Source organism: Streptococcus sp. oral taxon 064, assembly GCF_001683375.1.
Lineage (GTDB): Bacteria > Bacillota > Bacilli > Lactobacillales > Streptococcaceae > Streptococcus > Streptococcus oralis_S.
In genome coordinates this window covers 1,202,544-1,226,866 of record NZ_CP016207.1, presented here as the reverse complement: position 1 = coordinate 1,226,866, position 24,323 = coordinate 1,202,544, and the positions used below count along the sequence as shown (strand labels likewise).

The 24,323-nt window shown below is 42.0% G+C and carries 23 protein-coding genes, 1 tRNA gene and 1 pseudogene; 4 read left to right on the top strand and 21 right to left on the bottom strand.

Features of this window, described 5'->3' with window-relative positions; genetic code table 11:
• Window positions 1-121: 121 nt before the first annotated feature.
• The 11 genes from AXF18_RS05980 to AXF18_RS05930 all read right to left on the bottom strand — a co-directional run bounded on the left by AXF18_RS05980 (window position 122) and on the right by AXF18_RS05930 (window position 11,483).
• Entirely contained in the window at window positions 122-1,054 is a 933-nt protein-coding gene (locus AXF18_RS05980) for an alpha/beta fold hydrolase (protein ID WP_065371950.1), read from the bottom strand.
• Window positions 1,055-1,185: 131 nt separating this feature from the next.
• Window positions 1,186-2,067 (bottom strand): class II fructose-bisphosphate aldolase, encoded by an 882-nt coding sequence (locus AXF18_RS05975; RefSeq protein ID WP_060955987.1) that lies wholly within the window; start codon window positions 2,065-2,067, stop codon window positions 1,186-1,188.
• Between the two features lie 139 nt (window positions 2,068-2,206).
• A complete protein-coding gene (gene vncS, locus AXF18_RS05970) occupies window positions 2,207-3,535 on the bottom strand; it encodes a sensor histidine kinase VncS (RefSeq protein WP_065371655.1) in 1,329 nt (442 codons plus the stop codon).
• On the bottom strand, window positions 3,532-4,188 hold the full coding sequence (vncR, locus tag AXF18_RS05965; RefSeq protein WP_049489824.1) for a response regulator transcription factor VncR: 657 nt from the start codon (window positions 4,186-4,188) through the stop codon (window positions 3,532-3,534). The genes vncS and vncR overlap by 4 nt, the downstream gene beginning before the upstream one ends.
• 141 nt (window positions 4,189-4,329) lie before the next feature.
• Window positions 4,330-5,709, bottom strand: a complete 1,380-nt coding sequence (gene vex3, locus AXF18_RS05960) for an ABC transporter permease subunit Vex3 (RefSeq protein ID WP_065371654.1) — start codon at window positions 5,707-5,709, stop codon at window positions 4,330-4,332.
• A gap of 50 nt (window positions 5,710-5,759) precedes the next feature.
• Window positions 5,760-6,407, bottom strand: a complete 648-nt coding sequence (vex2, locus tag AXF18_RS05955; protein WP_000173737.1) for an ABC transporter ATP-binding subunit Vex2 — start codon at window positions 6,405-6,407, stop codon at window positions 5,760-5,762.
• Window positions 6,408-6,419: 12 nt separating this feature from the next.
• Window positions 6,420-7,697 (bottom strand): ABC transporter permease, encoded by a 1,278-nt coding sequence (locus AXF18_RS05950; protein WP_049518933.1) that lies wholly within the window; start codon window positions 7,695-7,697, stop codon window positions 6,420-6,422.
• A 397-nt stretch (window positions 7,698-8,094) separates the two neighbouring features.
• Window positions 8,095-8,180: transfer RNA gene (locus AXF18_RS05945), tRNA-Leu, on the bottom strand.
• An 80-nt stretch (window positions 8,181-8,260) separates the two neighbouring features.
• Window positions 8,261-8,836: a cysteine hydrolase family protein gene (locus AXF18_RS05940; RefSeq protein ID WP_001029654.1), complete on the bottom strand. Its 576-nt coding sequence runs from the start codon at window positions 8,834-8,836 to the stop codon at window positions 8,261-8,263.
• Complete coding sequence (codY, locus tag AXF18_RS05935; protein WP_000940725.1) at window positions 8,836-9,624, bottom strand: GTP-sensing pleiotropic transcriptional regulator CodY; 789 nt, start codon at window positions 9,622-9,624, stop codon at window positions 8,836-8,838. Before codY ends, AXF18_RS05940 begins: the two co-directional genes overlap by 1 nt.
• Window positions 9,625-9,905: 281 nt before the next feature.
• Entirely contained in the window at window positions 9,906-11,483 is a 1,578-nt protein-coding gene (locus tag AXF18_RS05930) for a DEAD/DEAH box helicase (RefSeq protein ID WP_049500961.1), read from the bottom strand.
• Window positions 11,484-11,823: 340 nt separating this feature from the next.
• Between AXF18_RS05930 and AXF18_RS05925 the strand changes: the two genes are divergently transcribed.
• The 4 genes and pseudogenes from AXF18_RS05925 to AXF18_RS05910 all read left to right on the top strand — a co-directional run bounded on the left by AXF18_RS05925 (window position 11,824) and on the right by AXF18_RS05910 (window position 16,553).
• Window positions 11,824-13,140 (top strand): FAD-containing oxidoreductase, encoded by a 1,317-nt coding sequence (locus tag AXF18_RS05925; protein ID WP_049500963.1) that lies wholly within the window; start codon window positions 11,824-11,826, stop codon window positions 13,138-13,140.
• Between the two features lie 99 nt (window positions 13,141-13,239).
• Window positions 13,240-14,561: pseudogene (gene murT, locus AXF18_RS05920) on the top strand (lipid II isoglutaminyl synthase subunit MurT).
• Window positions 14,561-15,343 (top strand): lipid II isoglutaminyl synthase subunit GatD, encoded by a 783-nt coding sequence (gene gatD / locus AXF18_RS05915; protein WP_049500184.1) that lies wholly within the window; start codon window positions 14,561-14,563, stop codon window positions 15,341-15,343. Before murT ends, gatD begins: the two are co-directional and overlap by 1 nt.
• Before the next feature lie 127 nt (window positions 15,344-15,470).
• A complete protein-coding gene (locus tag AXF18_RS05910; RefSeq protein WP_000040925.1) occupies window positions 15,471-16,553 on the top strand; it encodes a Xaa-Pro peptidase family protein in 1,083 nt (360 codons plus the stop codon).
• A 40-nt stretch (window positions 16,554-16,593) separates the two neighbouring features.
• Here AXF18_RS05910 and AXF18_RS05905 read toward each other — a convergent pair whose 3' ends face one another.
• From AXF18_RS05905 to metA, 10 genes are all read right to left on the bottom strand, one after another.
• Entirely contained in the window at window positions 16,594-17,055 is a 462-nt protein-coding gene (locus tag AXF18_RS05905; protein WP_000814995.1) for an ECF transporter S component, read from the bottom strand.
• The gene (locus AXF18_RS05900) at window positions 17,033-17,806 is read right to left on the bottom strand and encodes a bifunctional hydroxymethylpyrimidine kinase/phosphomethylpyrimidine kinase (protein WP_000794752.1); all 774 of its coding nucleotides are present in this window, start codon (window positions 17,804-17,806) and stop codon (window positions 17,033-17,035) included. The genes AXF18_RS05905 and AXF18_RS05900 overlap by 23 nt, the downstream gene beginning before the upstream one ends.
• A complete protein-coding gene (gene truA / locus AXF18_RS05895) occupies window positions 17,796-18,545 on the bottom strand; it encodes a tRNA pseudouridine(38-40) synthase TruA (RefSeq protein ID WP_033629393.1) in 750 nt (249 codons plus the stop codon). The genes AXF18_RS05900 and truA overlap by 11 nt, the downstream gene beginning before the upstream one ends.
• A 99-nt stretch (window positions 18,546-18,644) precedes the next feature.
• Window positions 18,645-19,796 (bottom strand): MFS transporter, encoded by a 1,152-nt coding sequence (locus AXF18_RS05890; RefSeq protein ID WP_033629392.1) that lies wholly within the window; start codon window positions 19,794-19,796, stop codon window positions 18,645-18,647.
• Window positions 19,797-19,908: 112 nt separating this feature from the next.
• On the bottom strand, window positions 19,909-20,532 hold the full coding sequence (locus AXF18_RS05885) for a Pr6Pr family membrane protein (protein ID WP_049490290.1): 624 nt from the start codon (window positions 20,530-20,532) through the stop codon (window positions 19,909-19,911).
• A gap of 2 nt (window positions 20,533-20,534) precedes the next feature.
• Window positions 20,535-20,873, bottom strand: a complete 339-nt coding sequence (locus tag AXF18_RS05880) for a zinc ribbon domain-containing protein YjdM (protein WP_001061580.1) — start codon at window positions 20,871-20,873, stop codon at window positions 20,535-20,537.
• Window positions 20,874-21,083: 210 nt separating this feature from the next.
• Complete coding sequence (locus AXF18_RS05875) at window positions 21,084-21,602, bottom strand: Dps family protein (protein WP_065371653.1); 519 nt, start codon at window positions 21,600-21,602, stop codon at window positions 21,084-21,086.
• A gap of 192 nt (window positions 21,603-21,794) precedes the next feature.
• On the bottom strand, window positions 21,795-22,553 hold the full coding sequence (tpiA, locus tag AXF18_RS05870; RefSeq protein ID WP_065371652.1) for a triose-phosphate isomerase: 759 nt from the start codon (window positions 22,551-22,553) through the stop codon (window positions 21,795-21,797).
• Window positions 22,554-22,649: 96 nt separating this feature from the next.
• Window positions 22,650-23,327 carry a DnaD domain-containing protein gene (locus tag AXF18_RS05865; protein WP_049500188.1) on the bottom strand — a complete coding sequence of 226 codons (678 nt, stop codon included), beginning with the start codon at window positions 23,325-23,327 and terminating at the stop codon, window positions 22,650-22,652.
• Window positions 23,328-23,335: 8 nt separating this feature from the next.
• Window positions 23,336-24,280, bottom strand: coding sequence for a homoserine O-succinyltransferase (metA, locus tag AXF18_RS05860; RefSeq protein ID WP_001122696.1), 945 nt, complete (start codon window positions 24,278-24,280; stop codon window positions 23,336-23,338).
• Window positions 24,281-24,323: the final 43 nt, after the last annotated feature.

Below are 24,323 nucleotides of genomic sequence, written 5' to 3'. Positions count from 1 at the left end.
CTGCCCAATGGGCAGGCTGGTGGTTAAGAAAAAGAATTTTTTTAATCGAAAAATTAACGATACTACTGTTAAACCTTCAGTATTTAATTATTGTCATCAGTCTAAAATGGTTTCTAACCCCTCAATTACTCTTTAAAAAATCTTCAATGCGAGAAACAACCTCATGACTTTGATAATGGTAAAGGTCGTGTGGTACATCCATATAGATGACTTTCACATTAGACTGGTCACTAGCAAATTTCTCTGCATAACGCTGCCACTCAGATTGACTAAAGCTTGTATCTTGACCGTTAGAAACCAGTAGTAAGGTAGGAATTTTCGGATTAATGTTTGAGGGAACTTTCTTGGCATTTTCCTTTACCGTTTGGGATTCATGAAGCATGGCTTGTGACATCAACTGCTTATAAGCTAGAAGTTTATATTGTTTTCGTTCACTTTCGGTCAGAGTTGGATTTTTTGTATAAAAGGACTCAGGGAAATAACGTAATAGACCAATCTTGCTAGTCCAATAGGCCACGGCAAGAAAGGCCTGACTGTCCTTTAAATCCTCATAACTTGACGGCAGTGCCCAATCCAGACCAATCAGAGTTTTCACTTCATCAGGATACTTCTCCTGCCAAGCCAAACTCTCTAGACTAGCCATGGAATGAGATAGAATGATAAATGGACCTGAAAGATTAGCCTGTGACAAGGCTTGACGAGTTTCTGACAAAACCTCCATCACATCTCTAGATTGATTACTATCCTCACTATAACCATAGCCAGCTCTCTCGACTACGACAATTTTATATTTTTTTGATAGAGAATCTGTTAGATTCTTAAAGTCTAATATAGGTGAAGCAATACCGGCACCTGAAAGAAATACTATGGTCTCTGGACCATTCCCCTCAACGTAAATATTCATTTGATGACCATTAACAAGAACAGTTTGCCCCATAGGATTCAGAGAGGCTTGCTCCTTCTCTAGACTAATACAGTGAAAGATAAATGTTGCCCCTAAAAACATAAAAATAAGACTAAGGAAGGCAAGAAACCATTTTTTCAGTGTTTTCATAGCATTATTGTACAAAAATTACATTCTTTTAGCAACTTTGGATATAGTTGTCTTAAGTATACTGGCTCTATAAAAGAAAACACAAAAAACCCACCTTCACAGGCAGGTTTTATCTGTATTGTTCAGCTAGATTAAGCTTTACCTTCTGAACCGAATACGTCGATACGTTCTTCAACTGATGCTTGGATAGCTTTTACACCATCAGCCAAGAATTTACGTGGGTCGAAGAGTTTCTTCTTGTCGTATTCTGCTTCGTTTGCTTCGTAGTCACGAGCAAATTTACGAGTTGCGTTAGCGAATGCGATTTGGCATTCAGTGTTAACGTTAACTTTAGCAACACCAAGTTTGATAGCTGCTTGGATTTGGTCATCAGGAATACCTGAACCACCGTGCAATACGATTGGGAAACCTGGTACAGCTTCAGTCAATTTTTGCAAGTGATCAAGGTGAAGACCTTTCCAGTTTTCTGGGTAAGGACCGTGGATGTTACCGATACCAGCTGCCAAGAAGTCAATTCCTGTTGCAACCATTGCTTTAGCATCTTCGATTGGAGCCAATTCACCATCACCGATGATTCCGTCTTCTTCACCACCGATAGTACCAACTTCAGCTTCTACTGATACACCGTTTGCATGAGCAAATTCTACAACTTTACGAGCTTTTTCAAGGTTTTCTTCAACTGGAAGGTGTGAACCGTCAAACATAACTGAAGTATAACCAACTTGAATACACTCAAGTGCATCTTCGTAGTGACCGTGGTCAAGATGGATAGCTACTGGTACAGTGATACCCATTGATTCTACAAGGTTAGCGATCAAGTTGCGAGCAACTTTGTAACCACCCATGTATTTAGCAGCACCCATTGAAGTTTGGATCAAAACTGGAGCTTTTTTAGCTTCTGCTGCACGCAAGATAGCTTGAGTCCACTCAAGGTTGTTTGTGTTAAATCCACCAACTGCATAACCGTTGTCACGAGCTGCTTGGACAAATTTTTCTGCTGAAACGATTGCCATTTGTCAGGCCTCCTATATATTTTTTGGGACATCCCATTTACATTGTTCATTTTATCACTTTTTGATAAAAAAAGCTAGTTTTTCCCATACTTTAGATTGAATTTCTTCCAACTCAATCAATGTAAACCCTTTCTTTCCCTTAGTCTTGATCGACTTTAGGATAAGACATGAAGAAGGTCAAACGATAATCTTGCATCTCAAAATGATAAGGTAATTTCTCGTGTTCTAATAAACTTTTGACCACAAAGAGCCCCATTCCTGAACCCTTGGCCTTGCGACTAGCATTTTCAGAAAAAGACTGGGCCAATTTTTCTTGTTCTTCAGAACTACAGCTATTCTCAATAAAGAGTTCTCCTTCTCTCTCCCCGATGCGGACCAGGCCACCTGGAGTGGAGTGCTTGATGGCATTGCTGATGAGATTAGATAGGATCAATTTCATGACAGATGGGTTTATGTAAGCTTGCTGACGGGTTAGGCTAATGTCTACCTGAAGTTCTCTCTCCTTGGCGAGCAAAGCATAATCATTAACCAGACTTTGCGTCATCTGAAGAAGGTCGACCTCTTCTTTCTCGTCTCGCAATTCCTGAACAGAAGAAAGAGACAGTATCTGGAGAACGTGGTGGCTGAGGTCATCCACAATCCCCAAGGCAACTCCAAGATAATGGTCTCTATCCTTATAACGGCCGACATTTTCTTTCATATTTTCGATTAGGATTTTCAAGCTAGCCAGTGGTGTTTTCAATTCATGAGAAGCTCCTCGCAGGAACTCAACCTTCATCTTCTCCAGCTGGAGAATAGCTTCATTCTTGTCATGCAAGTCCGCAATGACAGTCAAGAGATGCTGGTAAAGGCTATTGATTTGTTCCTTGAGATCACCAATCTCGTCCTTAGAATCTACACGCAATCGCACTTGGGCATCCAAATCCATCATCCTACGGGTCACCCGCTTGATTTCCAAAATCGGGGCAACAATGGTCCGAGCGTAGATGTAGGCCACCAAAAGAGAAATCAGAAAGGATGCCAGCAAGGTATAGGGAAGAAACTGGAGACTAATCTGCTCTGCTTCTTTTTGCAAGTCCATTGAAGCTAGAAATTGGAGAGTCATAGTGCTGCCATCTTGCGTTTTCACCTCACGCTCCTCAATAAAAAGGGAAGTAGTTTGACGGTCCGTATCCAGAGGAAGATTGTCCTTGACTTCTAACTTGTCCTCGGTCATTTCTCCCTTGACAGCTCCTTTGATATCACTGGTCTGGGAATACAAGTCTAAGACTTGCTCAATATTCTGCCTATCTTTTCCATCCAGGGACTGGGCAATGGCTGTCGCTTTCTGGCCAATGGTTTCCTGACGATGGCTTAGATAAGTAGAGGGAAAGAGAAAATAAATGGCTAAATGAAGACAAATAACCAGAACACTAAAAATCGAGAAGGTATAGATAAAAATCTTTGTAAATAAACCTGTTCGTTTCATTTTCTCTCCAATTTATAACCAACATTGCGCACAGTGAGGATACAATCCAAGTCTAGCTTTTTCCGCAGTTCCTTGATATAGACATCAATAACACGGTCAAAGGGGACCTCATCTGTCGCCTTCCAGACAGCATCGATAATCTGAGAACGAGTCAAGGCCCGTCCCTCATTTTTCACCAGATAGTCCAGAATTTCCAACTCTTTGGCATTAATGGCCACTTCTTGACCTGCGAGGCTTGCGCTATAGCTTTCAAAGTCTACCTTGGTATTCTTATAGGAGAAGACTCTTCCTGTATCGTAGTAGCGCTTGAAAATCGCATCTACCCTCACTTTTAGAAGGGAGAGGGAGAAGGGCTTTTCCAGATAACCGTCTGCCAGAGAGGCAAAAGCACTCATCTTGTATTCCTCATCCTGAAAGGCAGTCAGCATCAAGATCGGAACCTGACTGGTTTTACGAATCTCAGCTAGAACTTCTAGGCCATTAAGCTTGGGCATCTGGATATCCAGTAAAACCAGGGCCACCTCATAGCTGGAAAATTTTTCTAGAGCTTCCTGACCGTCTGCTGCCTCAATGGTTTCATAACCACAATCGGTCAAATAGTCACTGATCCCCTCACGGATCATCTCTTCATCTTCTACAATTAAAATTTTCATAGAAAAAACGGTTCACATCCTTTAAATTTCTTGTAAATCTTCTCTGTTTCATCCTGATAAGAAGAGTCCTTATCAAGACAAAACAGATAAAAATGCTACCTATATTATACCCCATTTAGGGGAGAATAGGTAGCAAGTTTTTTATTCGCTATCGAGCAAGAGCTCTTTTGGTTGTTTTCTGAGGAGATTGCTTGAAGCAAGCGCCATAACGAGAACCACTAGAACCAAAGCAAGGACAAAGACGATGATGAAGTCTGATGTCTGAATAGAAATATCTAAGCTCGACAAGGTCTTGCTAAAGCCGTCTACTTCTGCACCACCACCAAGGTTAGAGGCTTGAGCAGCCTTGCTGGCTTGCTTGGCAACACCTGAAGTGACATTGGCAAGAACAGTATTTCCGATGGCACGAGCTGTGTAGTTGGCTAGGAAGTAAGCAGAAACAAGAGCAGGGATGGCAATCAAAATAGATTCGGTGATGAATTGCCCCAAGATACTTGCCTGCTTGAGACCGATAGAGAGGAGAATTCCCACTTCCTTGCGACGGGCATTGATCCAAAGACTGAGCAAGAGTGCAAGGAGAAGAACTGAGAAGCTCAAGCTACCCCAGAAGAGGAGGTTGGCCATCTTGTACATACCAGAGATGGATTGCTCTAGAGCTGGGTAGTTAGAGGAGCTCTTCACAAGTGTGTAGCTCTTCCAGTTGATACCGCTGATACCATTCAACTCTTTCATGACGTCATCCAAGTTCTTGTCTGCTGTTACAAAGAAGGTTGCGTCCCCATAAATAGCTGTGTCTTCTGTGTATCCATAAAGTTTTGCAGCAGTGTGAATGTCTGTGATAGCTGTATTTTCATAGAGTTCTTGTGAGTAGGTTACTGCTGACTTATTGTGACCATCAAAGAGCCCCTTGATAGTCACTTCAACTGTTTCCTTGGCTCCTTTTTCATTGTCTGCGTCGTAAACATTGGAGTCTAATTTGACCTTATCTCCGACTTTCCAACCGTGTTTGGCTGCCAAGTCCTTGTGCATGAGGATCTTGTCTTTGTCGTCGTTGGTTAGGTGCTCACCTTCAACCAGCTTATATGAGCCAGAGACAAACTTATCTTCTTTAGAGGAGTCATTGACACCTGTAATCATCAAACTACTTCCAAAACGCTTGGCACGGTCAGCAGTGAGATTTTTCTTGGTTTCTGGTGTTTCGATGAGGTCATATCCAGTCAAATCTCCGATAGCATTGATCCGTTTAACATAAGACTCGATGGCCTTATTTTCGGTGATTTTTTTGATATCCTCACCCTTGATATTCCCAGAACCACGTGGCGTTCCTTGGTTGACGCGACGATTGATTTGCATGGAGAAACTATTGGTGATATTTTTAAAGGTCTCCTGAGAAGCCTTGGCAGTAGCTCCCTTGATCGACAAGCCGACCAAACTCAAGATCGCCATGAGGAGAATAATCAGGAAGATAACAATCGATTTGAAAAACTTCCTTGTAACATAGGCAAATGCGTTGTGTAACATAGGTTCCCTTTCTAGATTTGATTTCATAATTCTATCAAAACAAGCTCATCTTATTTTGTAGTGTTGCGAGTTTCAGTCAGTTTCTTGTCCTTCAATTCAAGTGTAATATCTGACGCTTGTGCCACTTCTTTACTGTGGGTGACGACGATCACACATTTACCTGTTTTCTGGGCAAGTGATTTGAGCAGTTCGATAATATCTCCAGCAGTTTTAGGGTCCAGATTTCCTGTTGGCTCATCAGCTAGAATAACTGGAGCTTCTGAGACTAAACTGCGAGCGATGGCTACACGTTGCTGTTGACCACCTGATAACTGGAGAACGTTCCGCTTGATCTGACTTTCATCCAAACCAAGCTCAAGAAGTGTATCCTTGCTTGCTTTTTTGTTGACCAAGCGGATATTTTCCAGCGGAGAAAGATAATCTATCAAGTTATAATTTTGAAAGACCAGGGAAATATGGTGCATGCGATGGTATGAATACCCCTTGTTCCGAATGTCCTCTCCTTGGAAAAGGATAGAACCTTCAACAGGACTATCTAGACCAGCCAGTAGGGACAAGAGAGTGGATTTTCCTGCTCCTGACTCACCAATGATACTATAAAATTTTCCGGGTTCAAAATTATACTTGATCTGATATAAAACTGCTTCAGCAGTGTTCTTATAACGGTAGGTAACATCTTGCAATTGTAATAAAGTCATGATTTCTCCTTCTTAACTAATAGATGATAAAATTTCTTTCGGCGATTTTCTAAATAGAAATACGAAACAAAGGGCTACAGACAAGCAACCAATCAGGAGCAGAAAGACATAGGATTCTGCAAAGGATAGGAGGCTGGTTGATAGACCACTTGCTTTGGCCAGCGTGTCCTGTAAGGTTGCCTGATCTCCACTGGCTAGAACAGTTTGGAGTAGATAGGATGTGATGGCATTTCCAGCGATAAAGGATGGAAGCAAAGCTCCAAGTGATACCAAAACTACCTCTAAACAGAACTGGAGGAAGATCGAACTCTTGCCTTTTCCAAGTGCCAGAAGAATCCCCACTTCGTAGACCCTTTCTCTCAACCAGAGAGACAATACCAAAATTAAGGCTCCTGCTCCAGCTATCAACATCCCATAAAGAAAGATGGTCAGGAAGGTTTGGAAGGTTGCCACTGAGTCTTTGATTTGTTCAAAGGCCTTGTTTTCCTTCTCAACTTGGTAGCCTTGACTTTCTAAAGCCAAGTTTTCTACCTGCTTCATGAGTCCTTCCATTTCCTTAGGATTTTCTACATAGAAGCGCGCTGCACTGACTTGCGGTTCACTATTTCCCAGAAGCGTTTGGCTGCTTTCATAGTCTGTAAAGACCTGGTTTTCACTGAAATCGGAAGACAAGCCTGTGAACTTTTCTTGTTTTTTACCAGAAAAGATGCCGACAATTTCAAACTCTACTGTTTGCCCTTTTCCAGCTTCGGATTGACCAGCATCCAAGCGAATCTTGTCGTGAAGCGAAAGACCGTTCTTCTTGGCCAACTCTTCGTGGATAAGGATTTTCTTGGAATCCCCTTTTTGAAGGTGTCGCCCTTCTTTTATATTGAAAGCCGAACTGGTAAAAGTGACATCCTTGGATGAATCTTCAAGAGCCGTTAAGCTAACCAAGTTCTTGTCTGCAGCTGACAAATCATCACGTTCTACGCTCTGCTCACCACTCACCGCTTCCTTGTCTTTCAGTTTTGCGACCGTCTCAAGTTCAGGAGAGACATTTTCCAGTCCCTTAATCTTGCTCACAGATGCTAGGTCCGACAACTTGAAGGTCTGTCCATTTTCTATCTTTTTGATAGAAAATGAAGTATTGAGTGATTTGTAAAGATTGCTTTCTACTGTTTTGTTGGACTTCATCAGAGTCAAACAGGCTGAAATTCCTGCTAAAAGGACAAATAAAATCAGAAATAAAATAAAACTTCTCAGTCGTTTTCTGCTGACATAAGCCCAAGCTCTTTGGATTGGATTCATTTGTCACCTCCATATTTGTAAGACTATTATAAAATCCAAATATGAAATGTTTATGAAATCGAAAAAATTTTTTGATTTATCTTTTTGAAAAAAACAAAAAAGCTAGCAAACGCTAACTTTCCTTCTTATATAATGAGGAATAGTACCAATCAAAAATCTACTTCATTTTAAAAATGATAGTCACATCTTTCTGATTAGTATTTCTCCATTTCCTAAGTTCTTCATTTTCTGACTTATGTTTGAGGATATTCTTGATAGAATGAAATGGAAAACTCAGTTTAAATGTTCTGATACAATGGCTGTTCTTGATGCCAATATTTTTCGATATAGGAAACGTAGCCTCTAGTTTTCTTTGTAAAAACAAAAAAAGAGCTAGCCAAAGCTAACTCTTACCCTATGCGGAGAGAGGGACTTGAACCCTCACGACCTAAAGCGGTCACAGGATCCTTAGTCCTGCGCGTCTGCCAATTCCGCCATCCCCGCGTCGATTACTTTACTAGTATATCAACTTTCAAAATCTTTGTCAACACTTTTTTCAGATTTTTTTCATTTTTCCAACAGGCTTATAGTTCAATTTCAGCAAGGTTTTCATCCAGTAATTTTGCTCCCAATGTGTTCTTAAAATGCCCAAGAGCAAACTGATGATTTTCTGGCCAAATAGAGGCAACTGCAGGCTTAACAATCTCAATTTGATAACCTAAATTATAAGCATCAATAGCCGTATGAAGGACGCAAATGTCAGTCAGGACTCCAGTTAAGATAACAGTATCAACCCGACGTTCCCGCAAACGGATATCTAAGTCCGTTCCTGAAAAAGCTGAATAGTGACGCTTATCCATCCAAAAGACACGACTATCCGCCTCATGCTCAGCATAAAAATCAGCTAGGGGGCCATAAAGGTTACGCCCACTAGTTCCGATGATGTTGTGCGGTGGAAAGAGCTTGCTTTCTGGGTGGAATGTATCCTTCTCTTCATGAGCATCAATGGTAAAAAAGACATAATCTCCTCGATCAAAAGCCAGTCTGGTTACTTGATTGATTGCCTCTGATATAGCTTGAGCTGGCACTCCAGCAGTTAGCTTTCCATGGTCCGCTACGAAATCCTCTGTATAGTCAATCGAGATTAAAGCCTTTGCCATTAGTAGTCCCTCTTTTTCACTTCCTCAAAAATATCACCAATTAGAACTTTGAGATAAGTCCCCTTCATTCCTAAAGAACGACTCTCAATAATTCCCGCCGACTCCAATTTACGAAGCGCATTGACAATCACTGAGCGCGTAATGCCAATACGATCTGCAATAACTGATGCAGTCAGCTGCCCTTCATTTCCATCCAATTCAGCTAAAATAGCTGATACGGCACGCAGTTCTGAATAAGAAAGGGTGTTGACCGCCATGGTAACAGCCGTACGACGGCGAATATTTTTCTCATCTTCTTCGCGTTGGAAGTTCAATAGTTGAATTCCCACAACCGTGCTCGCAATCTCGACAAGAATCAAATCTTCATCTTCAAACTTCTTATCATTGCGCCAAATAATCAACGAACCTAGGCGAATCCCTGATACATGAATCGGAGCAATCGTTGTCAACCCATCTGGAAAGTCCGCACGACTCTCTACAGGGAAAATGGTCAAATCATGTTCAACAGGAAGATTGGCTTCCGTATCATAAATCATGTTTGCCCCTTGTACATAGACCTCAGGGAAGGTTTTGGTTTGGAAGAATTGTTCTACACGGTCATTATTGGTCTTATAACGCATAAAGTAACCCAAGAGACGTCCCTTGTTATTCACAATACAAGCGTTACAGTCAATAATATCAGCTAACTGGCGTGTGATCGCATTGTAAGGAAGTTCATCTTGGAGTTGCTCCTCAGAGCGCTTTAGAATAGACGTGATTTTTCTTGTTTTTTCTAATAAATGTGCCATTTTTTACCTCGCATATAATCGCTTCCATTATAACATAGAAAAGTCTTTATTTCAATAATTATCTGAAAATTGCTTATTTAATTGCAATTTTGAACAGCAAAAATATTTTATAAAAAAGCGATTTTTTTATTGACATCCTATTTTATTTTTGATAATATAACATTATAAGAAGATGACATGATAAATCCCTTTCCGTTTCACCTATCCTTTACTATCACCATCTTCTTTTACTATCGGTCTCCTTATATATAAAAGCGATTCACACTGTGAATCGCTTTTTTCTATTTGTCTCCTTTGTTACGAATAACAAAGCCGGTCTTCTTTTCGCTTGAAGTGTTGCGAGGTTTTTTATTGTCTTTATTACGGTACCGTTTGTCTTTATCAAAACGATCGTTTCCACGACTGCCTTTCTTGAAGTCATCACGGCGACCATTGCCACGGCGATCACGATCTCGACGGTCATCTCCACGACGGCCTCCTCGACCTCCCTTGCCTTTGCCACCGAATCCATTACCTGATGGTTTAAATGGCAGTGGTTTTTCACGCGCAATCTCCACTTCAGGCAGGCTGTCTGGATTTTGGACTGTCAGGCTCAAGATATACATAGCCAATTCTTCTGGACTAAATTCAGCAGCTAACTTACGAGCATCTTTAGCAAATTTCTCAAAGTTCCCACGAATAGTTTCATCCGCAAAATCGCGTTCGATTTTCTTGAGAGCTACTTGTTTCTTAGCTTGGAAAGCTTCTTCTGCTGTCGCTGGTTTCAAGCCTTTCATGCGTTTCTTAGTCAAGTTTTCGATGATTTGAAGGTAACCCATTTCATTTGGAGAAACAAAGGTAATAGATTGACCTGACTTACCAGCACGACCTGTACGACCGATACGGTGAACGTAACTTTCAGGGTCTTGTGGAATATCGTAGTTGTAGACATGGGTCACACCTGAGATATCCAAACCACGTGCTGCCACGTCAGTCGCAACTAGAACATCAAGATTGCCATTTTTAAAATCACGAAGGACGCGAAGACGTTTGTTTTGGTCTAAGTCACCATGAATTCCTTCTGCACGGAAGCCACGGATCTTAAGACCACGAGTCAATTCATCTACACGGCGTTTAGTACGACCAAATACAATAGCAAGTTCTGGTTGTTCCACGTCCATGAGACGCGTCATGGTATCAAATTTCTCTTGTTCCTTGACACGGATATAGTACTGATCAACCAGCTCTGTTGTCAATTCCTTGGCAGCAATCTTGACATGCTCAGGGTCTTTCATAAACTGAACACCAATACGTTTGATAGCATCTGGCATGGTTGCTGAAAAGAGCAAGGTTTGACGATTTTCAGGGACACGGGAAATGATGGCTTCAATGTCTTCAAGGAAGCCCATGTTGAGCATTTCGTCCGCTTCATCAAGGATGAGGGTTTCAATATCGTGCAATTTCAAAGCCTTGCGTTTGATCAAGTCCAAGAGACGACCTGGTGTTCCTACAACGATATGAGCACCCGACTTAAGGGCTTTGATTTGTTTTTCAATGCTGGAACCACCGTAAACTGAGCGAACTTTCACTCCCTTGCTACGACCAAAGCGGAAGAGTTCTTCTTGACTTTGAACAGCGAGTTCACGAGTTGGAGCGATGACCAAGGCTTGAATAGTTGCTTCTTCTGTACGGATTTTTTCAAGGGTTGGTAAGCCAAAGGCCGCGGTTTTCCCTGTACCAGTCTGGGCTTGACCGATAACGTCTTTCCCCTCAAGAGCCAATGGAATGGTCTGTTCTTGGATGGGACTTGCTTCTACAAATCCAGCTTTTTCAATCTCTGCTAGCAATTCAGCAGACAAGTTAAATTCATTAAATTTCACGTTTTTCTTCTTTCTAAAGGTGGTGCGAAGCCACCCTATAGGGCTTTAGTTTATACTTTTCTTTTCATGACGTATCTTCAACAAAAACGAGATACCGTGTTGCTTCTTTTCCACGAAAGAAAAGTACTGGTTTCTTTGCAACTTATCTAGTATAACACAAGAGCGGGGCAAAAGATAGTAGAATCTTTAAGGAAAATCATGTAAACGATTTTTCTATTTTTTGAACTTGATTCCCGAAAGCTTTCGTTAGACTATTTTAGTCCAATATTTTTTCCCGTAGCAGATTTGTGCAAAAGTTTTTTTCTTGTGCTAGAATTAAATCAAATAGGAGGATTTAAAAATGTTAACATACGATTTTATTGTCATTGGATTTGGTAAAGCCGGTAAGACTTTGGCTGCTAAGATGAATGCGGCTGGAAAAAAAGTTGCTGTCATCGAGCGCAGTAAAGCGATGTATGGTGGTACTTGCATTAATATTGCTTGTATCCCAACCAAGACTATGATTGTAGCGGCTGAAAAGGGCTGGTCATTTGACGATACCATGAAAGAGCGTGGTGCGGTGACTGGTCGTCTTAACGCTAAAAATTATAAAATGTTGGCCGATAATGGCGTTGATGTCATTGATGCAGAGGCACATTTCGTGTCAAATAAGGTGATCGAGATCCAGGCTGGTGATGAAAAACAAGAACTAACTGCTGAAACAATCGTCATCAACACTGGCGCTGTTTCAAACGTCTTGCCAATTCCTGGACTTGCTACAAGTAAAAATGTCTTTGACTCAACAGGTATCCAAAACTTGGACAAATTGCCTGAAAAACTTGGAGTCCTTGGTGGTGGAAACATCGGTCTTGAATTTGCTGGACTCTACAACAAACTTGGTAGCAAAGTCACAGTCCTAGATGCCTTGGATACATTCCTTCCTCGTGCAGAACCTTCCATCGCAGCTCTTGCTAAACAATACATGGAAGAAGACGGTATTGAATTGCTTCAAAACATCCATACTACTGAAATCAAAAACGACGGTGATCAAGTCCTCGTCGTAACTGAAAAGGAAACTTACCGTTTCGATGCCCTTCTCTACGCAACTGGACGTAAACCGAATGTAGAACCACTTCAACTTGAAAATACAGATATTGAACTAACGGAGCGTGGTGCTATCAAGGTCGACAAACACTGCCAAACAAACGTTCCTGGTGTCTTTGCAGTTGGAGACGTCAATGGTGGACTTCAATTCACCTACATTTCACTTGATGACTTCCGTGTTGTCTACAGCTACCTTGCTGGAGATGGCAGCTACACACTTGAAGACCGTCTCAATGTACCAAACACCATGTTCATCACACCAGCTCTTTCTCAAGTTGGCTTGACGGAAAGCCAAGCAGCTGATTTGAGACTTCCATACGCAGTGAAGGAAATCCCTGTTGCTGCCATGACTCGTGGTCACGTAAACGGAGACCTTCGCGGAGCCTTCAAAGCTATTGTCAATACTGAAACAAAAGAAATTCTCGGAGCAAGCATCTTCTCAGAAGGTTCTCAAGAAATCATCAACATCATCACTGTTGCAATGGACAACAAGATTCCTTACACTTACTTCACAAAACAAATCTTCACTCACCCAACCTTGGCTGAGAACTTGAATGACTTGTTTGCGATTTAAGTTGAGACTGATTTGTTAGCTAACAGCCCTCTTCGGGCTGTTTTTGTATCTGCGAAATCTCAAATCTGTCTTTTCTTTCTTTTATGATATAATAGAAACATGAAATTAAAAACTACTTTGGGCCTCCTAGCTGGGCGTTCTTCTCACTTCGTTTTAAGCCGTCTTGGCCGCGGAAGTACGCTCCCAGGAAAACTTGCCCTCCAATTTGATAAAGATATTTTACAAAACCTAGCTAAGAACTACGAGATTGTCGTGGTCACTGGAACCAATGGGAAAACCCTGACAACCGCCCTCACTGTCGGCATTTTAAAAGAAGTTTATGGTCAGGTTCTTACTAACCCAAGCGGTGCCAACATGATTACAGGGATCGCAACGACCTTCTTGACTGCCAAATCGTCTAAAACTGGAAAAAACATTGCCGTCCTAGAAATTGACGAGGCCAGTCTATCTCGTATCTGTGACTACATCCACCCTAGCCTTTTTGTCATCACTAATATTTTCCGTGACCAGATGGACCGCTATGGTGAGATTTACACGACTTATAACATGATTTTGGATGCCATCCGTAAAGTGCCTACGGCTACAGTTCTCCTCAATGGTGACAGTCCGCTTTTCTACAAGCCATCTATTCCAAACCCAGTGCAGTATTTTGGTTTTGACTTGGAAAAAGAGCCAGCCAAACTAGCTCACTATAATACCGAAGGGATTCTCTGCCCTGACTGTCAAGGCATCCTCAAATATGAACTCAATACTTATGCTAACTTGGGTGCCTATATCTGTGAAAATTGTGGTTGCAAACGTCCTGGCTTGGACTACCGTCTGACCGACTTGGTTAAGTTAACCAACAATCGCTCCCGCTTTGTCATTGACGGACAAGAATACGGCATTCAAATCGGTGGACTTTACAACATCTACAACGCCCTAGCAGCGGTTGCCATCGCTCGCTTTCTCGGCGCAGATTCGCAACGAATCAAGCAAGGATTTGATAAGAGTCGCGCTGTCTTCGGTCGTCAGGAAACCTTCCATATCGGTGATAAGGAAATCCAGTCGGTGCGACTCAAGCCATCGAAATGATTAAACTGGCACCTTACCCATTTAGCCTATCTGTCCTTCTCAATGCCAACTATGCAGATGGAATTGACACTAGCTGGATCTGGGATGCGGACTTTGAACAAATCACTGACATGGATATCCCTGAAATCAACGCTGGCGGTGTTCGGCATTCTGAAATTGCTCGTCGTCTTCGGGTGACTGGCTATCCAGCTGATAAAATCACTGAGACAAGCAATCTGGAGCAAGTTCTCAAAACCATTGAGAAGCAAGACTGCAAGCATGCCTATATCCTAGCTACCTATACCGCCATGCTGGAATTCCGCGAACTGCTGGCTAGTCGTCAGATTGTTAGAAAGGAGATGAACTGATGGTTTATACTTCACTTTCCTCAAAAGCTGGCAACTACCCTTATCAGCTCAACATCGCCCACCTTTACGGAAACCTCATGAATACTTACGGAGACAACGGCAACATCCTCATGCTCAAGTATGTGGCTGAAAAACTGGGAGCTCATGTGACGGTTGACATCGTTTCTCTCCATGATGACTTTGATGAAAACCACTATGATATCGCCTTTTTCGGTGGCGGCCAAGACTTTGAACAAAGCATCATTGCAGGCGACCTTCCTGCTAAAAAAGAGAGCATTGACAACTACATCCAAAACGACGGAGTGGTTCTAGCTATCTGTGGTGGTTTCCAACTATTGGGCCAATATTATGTTGAGGCTTCAGGGAAACGCATCGAAGGTCTAGGGGTCATGGGCCACTATACCCTCAACCAGACCAATAATCGCTTTATCGGTGACATCAAAATTCACAATGAAGATTTCAATGAAACCTACTATGGATTTGAAAATCACCAGGGCCGTACCTTCCTCTCGGATGACCAAAAACCACTGGGACAGGTGGTCTATGGAAATGGAAACAACGAAGAAAAGGTCGGCGAAGGGGTTCATTATAAGAATGTCTTTGGTTCCTACTTCCACGGACCTATCCTCTCTCGTAATGCCAATCTAGCTTATCGCCTGGTCACTACTGCCCTTAAGAAGAAATACGGTCAGGATATCCAACTCCCTGCCTATGAAGACATTCTCAGTCAAGAAATCGCTGAAGAATACAGCGACGTCAAAAGCAAGGCTGACTTTTCTTAAAGAAATGAAAGCTATATCAAAGAACTCCCCTATCTTGTCGGAGTTCTTTTTGCCTGCTATTTTACCCTTCTCCCTTGCATTTTCTCTCTTTTTTTGCCAAAATAGAGGGGTAGAAAGAAGGTAGCATATGTCTAAATTACAACAAATCGTAACATATCTTGAATCAGAAAAACTAGACGTCGCTGTCGTATCTGACCCCGTCACTATTAATTACCTCACTGGCTTTTACAGTGATCCCCATGAACGCCAAATGTTCCTCTTTGTCCTAGCGGATCAGGAACCTCTCCTCTTTGTCCCAGCTCTCGAAGTGGAACGTGCAAGTAGCACCGTTTCCTTCCCGGTTGCGGGCTATGTAGATTCTGAAAATCCATGGCAAAAAATCAAAAATGCTTTGCCGCAGCACGACTTCAAACGTGTCGCTGTTGAGTTTGACAATCTCATCTTGACCAAATACCATGGTTTGAAAACAGTTTTTGAAACTGCTGAGTTTGAAAACCTCACTCCTCGCATTCAACGCATGCGCCTCATCAAATCAGCTGATGAAGTGCAAAAAATGATGGTTGCAGGGCTCTATGCTGATAAGGCTGTTAAGGTTGGTTTTGACAATATTTCTCTTGATAAGACGGAAACAGACATCATTGCCCAAATCGATTTTGCCATGAAAGGTGAAGGCTATGAAATGAGCTTTGATACTATGGTCTTGACTGGCGATAACGCTGCAAATCCGCACGGAATTCCTGGTGCAAACAAAGTTGAAAAGGACGCCCTTCTCCTCTTTGACCTCGGTGTCATGGTTAATGGCTATGCCTCAGATATGACTCGTACGGTCGCTGTCGGTAAACCAGACCAGTTCAAAAAAGATATTTACAACTTGACGCTTGAAGCCCAACAAGCTGCTCTTGACTTTATCAAGCCAGGTGTGACTGCACATGAAGTTGATCGCGCTGCTCGCGAAGTCATTGAAAAAGCTGGTTACGGAGAGTACTTCAACCACCGTCTCGGTCACGGTATCGGTATGGATGTCCACGAATTCCCTTCTATCATGGAAGGAAACGACATGGTCATCGAAGAAGGCATGTGCTTCTCTGTTGAACCAGGTATCTATATCCCTGGTAAAGTCGGCGTTCGTATCGAAGACTGTGGTGTTGTTACCAAGGATGGCTTTGACCTCTTTACAAGCACCAGCAAAGATTTGCTTTATTTTGATTAAACCTAGATAAGCAAAAAGTCAGCTATTGAAGCTGACTTTTTTATTTTATCTTCTTGACACTCTGAAAGACTACAAATCCCACAACCATTCCCAAGGTATTTTGTAGGAAGTTTGGAAGGATTTCTGGCAAGGCTGCTGACCAGCCATTCATTAGAGTTGAGCCCAGAGCGTAGCCACTTACCATGACGATAGTAGCCAAGACAAGGCCTAGCCATTGCCATTTCCCTTTAAAACCTGCAAAAAATCCTTGCAAGCCATGGTTTACCAAGCTAAAGAACATCCACTGTGGAAAGCCTGATAAAAGGTCAAGCAGAAAAGCTGCTAGTCCTCCAACGACGGCCCCTTCTTTACTGCCAAAGTAAAAGGCAGTAAAGAAAATACCTGCATCCAAGAGAGTCAATATTCCTGTTGGCGTTCCAATTTTCAAGTAATAACCTAGAACCACAGAAAGGGCGGTTAAGAGGGATACAAGGGCGATTTTAGTTGTTTTGGTTTGCTTCATATTGTCTTACTCCATATTGATCTGCTTGTGCAATAGCACGGTAAACGAAAGCTTTCGAGCTCTCTACTGCTGGTAAAAGTTCATCCCCTTTAACCAAGTGACTGGCGATGCTTGAGGCAAAGGTACATCCTGCACCCGCATTTTGGCCTTGAATGACTGGGTTTTCTAGAACAGTGAAAGTTTGTCCATCATAAAAGACATCCACTGCCTTGTCCTGACTGAGGCGATTGCCTCCCTTGATAATAACTGCTGGCGCTCCTAAATCATGCAATTTCTGCGCTACAGCTTTCATGTCTTCCAATGTTTTAATTTCCTGACCAGCCAATAATTCTGCTTCAGGAAGATTTGGCGTAATCACACTGACATGAGGGAAAAAGCGAATCAACTCTTGACAGAGTTCACTAACAGCTACATCGTGCGTTTCCTTGCAGACCAAAACGGGGTCCAATACCACAGGCACTCCTGGACGTTGCTTGATAAAGTCCAAGGCCTTCTCAGCCACACTGACAGTAGGAAGAAGGCCAATCTTAATTCCTGCAAACTCGACATCACGTAAGCTATCCAATTCATGTTGAAAAATGGCATCGTCAGTTGGAAAGACTTCAAAGCCCTTTTCGGTCAAGGCCGTCAAACAAGTCACTGCTACAAAGCCATGCAGACCATTTAAGGTATAGGTAGCCAAATCAGCTGATAAACCACCACCACTAAAAATATCATTCCCAGAAAGGGCTAAAATACGATTATTCTTCATAACGAATCTCCTTTAAATACAAGCCATTCGGTGCAGCCGTTGGACCTGCAAGTTTTCTGTCCTTCTTCTCCAAAATCAAGTCAATCTGCTCAACTGGCATTCGATTATTTCCTATTTTGAGCAGCGTCCCCACCATATTGCGAATCTGCTTATACAAGAAACCATTTCCTGAAAAGGTAAAGGTCAAAAATTGGCCTGTCTCATCAACACTAAGGCTGGCTTCTGTAATAGTCCGAACCTTGTCCTCTACACTGGTTCCAGATGCTGTAAACCCAGTAAAATCATGGGTTCCCTCTAATTTCTTGACAGCTATCTGCATTCGCTCCACATCGAGGGGATAGGGAAAGTGAGTAGCATAGTGACGGCGCATCGGATTTTTAGGACGCCCCCTATCCACGATAAACTCATATGTCTTGCTATGTTTTGCATAACGGCAATGAAAATCATCCGCCACAAGCTTAATTGAAATCACATCGATATCTTCTGGTGACTGGGTATCCAGAGCAAAACGAAGTTTTTCCTCATCCATCTGATAGGGCAGATTAAAATGAATAACCTGTCCCAGAGCATGGACCCCACTATCCGTCCTACCAGCACCGTGAACAGTGATGGCTTGCCCCTTATTCAATCTAGTCAACGTTTTTTCAATTTCTTCCTGAACGCTCCGCGCATGAGGCTGGCGCTGAAAACCAGCAAAGGCAAAACCATCATAGGAAATAGTTGCTTTATATCTTGTCATAACTTCTATTTTATCAGGAAATAAAAGTGTAAACAAGTTTAAAAACCAATAATTGTCTGGGTACAAAATTCCTAGAAGGAAAAACTTAGGAAATTAATCCTAAGCTTTCTTTTGAAGTGCGTACATAACAAAGATAGAAGTGACAATCAACCAGCAGCCTAGAATGGTGAAGACCAACATACCGTTTTGAGTCACCAAGCCAATCGCCCCAAGAATGAAAGGTGTCGTAAAGGCTCCAAAGCTGCATCCTAGCACTGCAAAAGATGTTGCCTGATTAAGGAGCTTGGCTGGGATTCTTTCAGAAAGAAGCTGAAAGACAGTGGTCAAGGCCACACTGTAGGAAAAACCTGCCACAACACTTCCAACTACCATCACACCCAATGACGGAGACAAGGCAATCACAATCTGCCCCAATCCAAAGGTGATACCTGACCAAAGGAGCAATCTTTCTTTAAATAGAGAGATAAAGAAAGAAAAACTCACACCTGCCAAGATACCAATCAACTGCATAATACTTAAGACCAAGCTCGATAACTGGGCATCCCCTAGACCTCTTTCCACCATCAGACTAGGAATACGAATGGTGATAGCTGTGTTGGTGCAGACAACAACTGCTGCTTCGACAGCCAATAGAAAAATTAATCCTTTCATCTTTCCTGTCAAACGAGTCGTTTCGGTCTCTTTTTTCTTTGTTTCTTTCTTTTCTTTCCCATAAGGGACAAAGAGCAGATAAAGAATCAATACTAAAAATCCCGCACTGTAGGCCAAGAAGGTCACTGTCCATCCCAAGGATAAGAGTTGACCGACCACTAGAGTCAAAATCGACGCCCCGACAACTTCTGCTGATCCGCGAAGCCCCAACATCTGGATCCGTGTCTTTCCATGATAGCGTTCGCTGATGATGGAAATGGCCTTGGCATTGATCATCCCAACACCCAAGCCGAATAAAATCCGCATCGCAAAGACAAAGTTGTATTCCTGATACCAGAAAGGGGCAGTTCCACCGATAGAAAGGATGAGAAGTCCCAGACTAATCTGAAGACGCTCAGGAAATAACCGCTCCAAAAACCCATTTAAAACCAGCATAATCATGATTCCAAAAGAAGGAAGACTGACCAGGAGCTCGATTTGTTCTTTGGGGTAGCCTTGATAGTAGTCAAACATGGCTGGCAGAGCGCTTGAAATGGAAAAGGAGGTAATCAAAACGAGGGAGAGGGCCAAAATACTAGCCCGTTCTAAATATTGTTTCATGAATTTTCTTTCTGTATATTTCTCACTGTTGATCCTTTTAAAAGGAAGATGGCAAGAAAAGAAGGAGCCCGATTGAACTAGAGACTCCGTCCTAACTTTCCTAATAGGAAGACTATTTTCGCTTGATTTGCTTGATCAGATAGAAGATGAAGCCTGCAACCATATAGGCCGCAAAAATGATCAAACACCATTTGATAACCACGTCCCAACCCTTGTTCACATTTAAAAAGAAATAAGGGAAGGGATTGTCCTTGGAATTCGGAATATTGAGTTTTAAGACCAAGCCATTAAACAAGGCAAAAATCATATAAACCAAGGGCAAGATGGTCCACAAGACTGGATCCCAGATCTTGTATTGACCCCGTTTATCAAAGAAGAGGGTGTCGGCTAAAAACCAGAGTGGAACGATATAGTGGCAAAGGAAATTTTCCACACGGTAAAAGTCTGTCGCGATCGGAGCAAGCATAAAATGGTAAATCACACAGGTAATCATGATACTCATGGTAACGCCACCCTTGAGACGAAGCAAGGTCGGACTTTGCCAATTTTCACCTGAACGGCTCATCACACGGAGCAGATAGCCCGTGAAAATCGTTACCAAAAGATTGGACAACACTGTGTAGTAAAGGAGCATACCAAAGCCACCGTGTTTGGTAATCTCCAAATAAACTCCTGTGAAAGCCGCTAAGAACAAGAGCACACGGCTATAAAAGATAAATTTCAGGTTCATTTTCATGGCTAGATCTTCTTAACAAATTCTGATTTGAGTTTCATAGCTCCAAAACCATCAATCTTACAGTCGATGTTGTGGTCACCTTCTACGATACGGATATTTTTAACGCGAGTTCCTTGTTTCAAATCCTTTGGCGCACCTTTTACTTTCAAGTCCTTAATTAAGGTTACAGTATCGCCGTCAGCCAATTTATTTCCATTGGCATCGATAGCAACTACACCTTCTTCTACTTCTGCAACTTCTGCAGGATTCCACTCATAGGCACACTCTGGGCAAACCAAGAGACTTCCGTCTTCATAGACATATTCTGAATGACATTTCGGGCAATTTGGTAAGTTGTTCATAAGTCCTCCTTAAACTAACAATTATTCTTTAAAATTCATATGTTATTGAACAGCAACTATTATACCGTAAAATCCTACTTTTGACAATGTGTCCTAAGTCCAGCAAACAAAAAAAGTCATGCAACTGTTTACAGTTACATGACTTTTAAAAGATGATTGGTCATGGGCACTTATCAAGCACCTCATGATAAAAGGGGTAGCAACTATATCTTACAAACCAGGAGCTTGTCCAAGTTCTGCTGCAAGCATCCAAACTGTTTTCTCAAGTTCAGCCTTAGCACCAACAAAGATATCGTTTGTAACATCATCGCCTTCTTCATCAGTCACATCCAAAGCATTTTGGAAACGAGCGATGAGGTAGCGATAAATCGCTAGAACACGTTCCAAGCTTTCTTCAACGTTACGGAATTCTCCTTCTTCTTCTTCGATTTCACTGTGTTGAAGGAACTCTGTCAAAGTTGAGTAAGGTTTGCCACCAAGAGTGATCAAACGTTCACTGATTTCGTCAAGATAGCCATCAAGGCTGTCCATGTATTCATCCATTTTTGGATGCCATACGAGGAAACCACGACCACGCATATACCAGTGAACTTGGTGAAGGGCAATGTGAGCCACATACAAGTCCGCTACTGCTTGGTTCAATACTTCCTTTGTTTTTGCCAATGCTACTGGCGCTGTTTTAGATAATGTTGTTACGTCTTTTACTGCTTCTTTTTTCAATTCAACCATATTTCTTACCTCTTTTCATTTTTTTATAACTACTTCACAGTAGCTATAATACAAGTATACTACTACCAGAAAATGATATCAAGGAAAATGTACTATCTGAGAAAAGTTGCAATAGACTGATAATTTAAGAAAAATATACAGAATTTTTTTTAAAAAAAGACAGTCTTAAAAGACTGTCTGGAATAACCTAGATTATTTTACAAAGTCAAGCAATGCCAAGAAACTTTCAGCTTCAAGTGATGCTCCACCAACAAGGGCTCCGTCCACGTCTGGGCAAGCCATGTATGAAGCAACGTTTTCAGGTTTAACTGAACCACCGTATTGAACACGAACTTTGTCAGCAACTTCTTGACCAAAGTCAGCAGCTACAACATCACGAACAACTTTACACATTTTTTGTGCATCGTCTTGTGAAGCTGATTTACCAGTACCGATAGCCCAGATTGGCTCATAAGCGATAACGGATGCAGCAACTTGCTCAGCAGTCAATCCAGCCAAAGCAGCAGATACTTGAGCACCTACGAATTCAGCTGCTTTACCAGCTTCGTAAGTTTCAAGTGACTCACCACAACAGATGATTGGAAGCATACCGTTTGCAAAGATTGCTTTTGCTTTTTTGTTGATATCTTCGTCAGTTTCATGGAAGTAGTCACGACGTTCTGAGTGACCGATAACAACGTAGTCAGTACCGATTTCTTTCAAAACTTGTGGGCTAGTTTCACCAGTGAAAGCACCTGTATTTTCAAAGTAGCAGTTTTGAGCAGCAACTTTAAGGTTTGAACCTTTTGCAGCAGCAAGAACAGCTGTCAAATCAACTGCAGGAGCTGCGATACCTGCTTCAACAAGGTCTGATGAAGGAAGTTTTGATGCAACGGCTTCAACGAATGCTTTTGCTTCTTCTGGATTTTTGTTCATTTTCCAGTTACCAGCGATAAATGGTTTACGTGACATTTCACATACCTCTTTTTTCATTTTATTCACTATTATTCTATCATATTTATAAGGAGCTTGCAAACCTTACTCTAATTTTCAAGATTTTTCAAGCGACTAATCTTGCCACAAATTCATGGCATCGAGAAAATCAGCCGAAGCCTGAACTTGTTTGGGATTATTCGCTTCTCGCTCTGCTCGTTTGGCCTCTACTTGGGCAACAGATTGAATGCCTTCATGGCGCCAGTTTCGTAGGATTGCCTGAATATATTTCCAGTTTGGCTTGCCATTGAGAACGGCCTCTCGGAGAGCTTCCTTGATCAAATCCGCCTTAACTCCGTCTTCTTTGACAGTCTTAGAAAGGTCTTCGATTTCAAATGGTGTTAATAAGCGTCCCAATTCCTGCTGAAAAGTTTCAACCAGATCCTTCAACTGATTCTGCGGGTTTGGGACTGTTGTAGCTGGAGTTTGGCTATCTAGTAAGCTATCCAAGCGTTCAAAAGCCAAACTAGCATCAAAAATCAGCTCAATTTCACCGTTTAGTTCAATGGTTCGATATTGTAGCAAACCATTTTCAGTCAAATTCGAAATGGATTGGTTGACATCTGCCACCTCTTTGCCAATGATTTCAGCAATCTGACTAGGCGAAACATCTCCTAAGGCTGTGGTGTTTTGTAGATAGAAAAATTGCCAGACCAGAAAATCTTCGCTGGAAGGAAAGAGTACCTTAAAATGCAAGAGCAGGGCACTTGGCAAAACCAAGTTCCCTGATTTAAAAGCGTCAAAATATGTCATAATTCCTCTTATAGATATCCAAATGCAGCCGCATCATCCTCTACCTTTCTCCAGTCAAAAGGGGTTTCTTGATAAACAGCATAGTTAACCCAGTTACTGAAAAAGAGGGCAGCTGATGAAGACCAACAGAGACACGGTGTCTCATTCACATCATCATTTTTGAAGTAATTTTCTGGAATATGAGGATTAAGTCCTGCCTCACAATCACGAAAATACTCTTTTGCTAGAGTATCACGGTCATATTCTAAATGACCAAAACTATAAATCTCACGAAGATCCCGACTGGCTAAAATAGAAACGCCGACTTGTTCTCCCTCAGAGAGGATTTCCAGATTGGTTTTTCCTAATATCTCTTCCTTATAGATTTCTGTATAACGAGAATGGGGAGCTACATAGCTATCATCAAAACCACGAAAGAGAAGATGGCCCTCTTTCAAGGTATCCTGCGGGTAAATGCCTGACAATTTCTGCTCCATCTGGTGTTTATCAACTCCATAGCGAGCATAAAGACCTGCTTGGGCACCCCAGCAGATATGAAGGGTCGAATAGACATGGGTCTTGGACCACTCAAGCACCTGACTGAATTCCTCCCAATAGTCCACTTCCTCAAATGGTAAATGCTCAATCGGAGCCCCTGTGATAATCATCCCATCAAAATACTCGTCCTTGACTTCAGGAAAAGTTTTATAAAAAGTCTCCATATGCTCTGCACGAGTCGTCTTGGAACGGTGGCTCTCCATATAGAGAAAGTCTATGTCCAATTGCAAAGGAGTATTTGCTAAATGCCGTAACAACTGGGTCTCTGTGACCACTTTTTTGGGCATTAGGTTTAAAATCAAAATTTTCAAGGGACGGATATCTTGGTGGGCCGCACGTTGATCATCCATGACAAAGATATTCTCTGTCCGTAAAATCTCAACAGCTGGCAATTTTTTATCAATTCTAATCGGCATAACCTTCTCCTAACTGTACTCTTTTAGAAATAATTGAATGTGT